Origin of the sequence: Chryseobacterium sp. VD8 (assembly GCF_037149975.1) — a bacterium.
Lineage (GTDB): Bacteria > Bacteroidota > Bacteroidia > Flavobacteriales > Weeksellaceae > Chryseobacterium > Chryseobacterium indicum.
Genome location: NZ_JBBCQL010000369.1, coordinates 1 through 2,432 on the forward strand (window position 1 = coordinate 1; position 2,432 = coordinate 2,432).

Here is a 2,432-nt window from a genome sequence, read left to right on the forward strand (position 1 = left end):
ATTAAGCTTGAAGAAAATAAAAATTTATTAAAATAAGTAGACCGGAATTCTTAAAAACAGAAACAAAAAACCACCCTTGAAAAAGGATGGTTTTTGTAGACTCACAGGGATTCGAACCCCAGATGACTGAACCAAAATCAGTAGTGTTACCGCTACACCATGAGTCTCTGTTTGTTTTAGTGGTGCAAATTTACAGCTTTTTTTATTACATACAAGAAAATATTAAACTTTTTTTTAAATTTACTGTATATTTTATTCTCGGAAATGATGCAGATCGACTTCAATAATCTCAATATTAATCAATTATCCTTTAAAACAGAATTCGAAATCAAGGTGAAGAATTTTCTGGAAGAATGGTTCTCGGATTCTGATACCGTAAAAGTACAGACTTCCGGTTCTACGGGAACTCCCAAAGTTTTTGATATTGAAAAAAGCAGAATGATGAATTCCGCAGAGATGACCTGTGATTTTTTGAGATTGAAAGAAGGAAATACGGCTTTAATCTGTCTTCCGGTCGAATATATTTCCGGGAAAATGATGGTCGTTCGTTCAATGATGAGAAAATTAAAATTAATTGTTGTTGATCCTTCGATTAAACCCGTTGAAACTTTAGATCAGTCTGTTGATTTCTGTGCTATGACGCCGTTTCAGGTGGAGAATTCTTTAGATAAACTGTATCTGATTAGAAATCTGATTATTGGCGGAGCCGCAGTTTCCGAAGACCTGAAAAAAAAGATGAAGGAAATTTTGAAAAAATCAGATTCTGAAACCTATATTTTCGAAACTTACGGAATGTCTGAAACCCTTTCTCATATTGGTTTGAAACAAATTTTGCCAGAGCATGAAGAATATTTTACGGTTTTTGAAAATGTAGAAATATCTTTGGACGAAAGAAACTGTCTGAGAATTTTTGCCCCAAAATTAAATCCCGAAATTCTTCAAACGAATGATTTAGTTGAAATAAAAAATGGAAAACAGTTTAAATTTCTCGGGAGAATTGACAATGTGATAAATTCAGGCGGTGCAAAAATTTTCCCTGAACAGTTGGAGGCTCTGGTGAAAAAAGAAATTCCGAATGAAGTGGTTTTCTTAGGAATTGATGATGTAAGTCTCAGTCAAAAATTGATTGCAGTAATTGAAGGCGAAAAATCGGACGATTTAATTAAAAAAATAAGAGAAATTCAGTTTGAAAAAAGTTTTCACAAGCCGAAAGAAATTGTTTTTGTTGAAAAAATTCCGCGAACGCCCAATGGAAAAATATCGAGAAAAGAACTTTTAAAATTGATTTTATGAAAAGACAACTGATAAAAATTGCAGTTATTTTTGGCATTTTTCTTACCGGCTCGATGTTTTATTTTCAATGGAGTATAAGAGAAGCTGAAAAACAGGATCAGTATGAAGAGCCATTATTCCAAAATAATATTGTTATAAAAGGAATAATTGATGATATAAGCGATTCCGGTAATCATTGTTTTAATATCATTTATCTGAAAAGTTTTAAAAGTACAGCGCATTATTTTAATCCTTTCAGAAAAAATACTTATCCCTATGCAATTAATGGCAGAAATTGTGAAATATATTCTTGGGCTTGTGTGCATGATGTGGAACGTGGAGATTCAATAATTATAGACTCCAATAAAAGAAGTTTTTTGATTATTAAAAAAGATACGGTGAATAATTTAAGAAGTGATTTGTCTTTTGTGGATGGAGAACTCAATTATATAAAAGAACATTCAAAATTGAAATTTTAAATGAAAGATTTTACCAGAGAACTAAGCTTTAAAACTTCCCGCAGCAGTGGAGCAGGAGGACAGAATGTGAATAAGGTGGAAACTTCCGTAACGGTTCTTTGGAATGTGCAGGAATCCGGATTTTTTAATGAATTTCAGAAAAACTTAATTCAGGAAAAACTCAGAAACAGGATTAATACAGAAGGATTTTTATTTTTAACTGTTTCAGAAAGCAGAACGCAGCTTGCCAATAAAAATAAAGCGACGGATAAGATCCTTGAAATCGTGAATAAAGCTTTGGTTGTACCCAAAAAGCGTCTTGCCACAAAACCCTCAAAAGCGCAGAAGCAAAAAAGATTAGATACGAAAAAGAAATTATCAGATAAAAAAGAGAACAGAAAGTTTAAATATTAAACGGATTTCAGTATTACGGTTGATTTTTTAAATGTTAAACTTTATTTTCTTTGACATCAATTCACATATTCGTTTTATTTTTGCGGCAAATTTTTAAACTAATGATCAAAAAACTATTCGCATTGGGTTTATTCTCAATCTCAGTATTTTCTTTTGCACAAAAGGTTTCCATTTCTACATCGGTAGGTTATGCGTGGAGACTGGCAAAAACTCCGGACAATATTCCGAGAGATCAGAAAGAATACATCAAAGGAATTAAAAGCGGTCTTAATTTCGATGTTGCATTGC

The 2,432-nt window shown here is 32.2% G+C and carries 3 protein-coding genes, 1 tRNA gene and 1 pseudogene; 4 read left to right on the top strand and 1 reads right to left on the bottom strand.

Going from position 1 to position 2,432, the window contains the following annotated elements; all coding sequences use genetic code 11:
* Positions 1–96: 96 nt before the first annotated feature.
* Positions 97–167: transfer RNA gene (locus WFK35_RS22175), tRNA-Gln, on the bottom strand.
* A gap of 100 nt (positions 168–267) precedes the next feature.
* Between WFK35_RS22175 and WFK35_RS22180 the strand changes: the two genes are divergently transcribed.
* The 4 genes and pseudogenes from WFK35_RS22180 to WFK35_RS22195 form a co-directional block, all read left to right on the top strand.
* The gene (locus tag WFK35_RS22180) at positions 268–1,293 is read left to right on the top strand and encodes an AMP-binding protein (protein WP_336734759.1); all 1,026 of its coding nucleotides are present in this window, start codon (positions 268–270) and stop codon (positions 1,291–1,293) included.
* Positions 1,290–1,751: a hypothetical protein gene (locus WFK35_RS22185; protein ID WP_336734755.1), complete on the top strand. Its 462-nt coding sequence runs from the start codon at positions 1,290–1,292 to the stop codon at positions 1,749–1,751. Before WFK35_RS22180 ends, WFK35_RS22185 begins: the two co-directional genes overlap by 4 nt.
* Complete coding sequence (gene arfB / locus WFK35_RS22190) at positions 1,752–2,144, top strand: alternative ribosome rescue aminoacyl-tRNA hydrolase ArfB (protein WP_336734757.1); 393 nt, start codon at positions 1,752–1,754, stop codon at positions 2,142–2,144.
* A gap of 101 nt (positions 2,145–2,245) precedes the next feature.
* Positions 2,246–2,432: pseudogene (locus tag WFK35_RS22195) on the top strand (hypothetical protein); the annotation flags it as partial.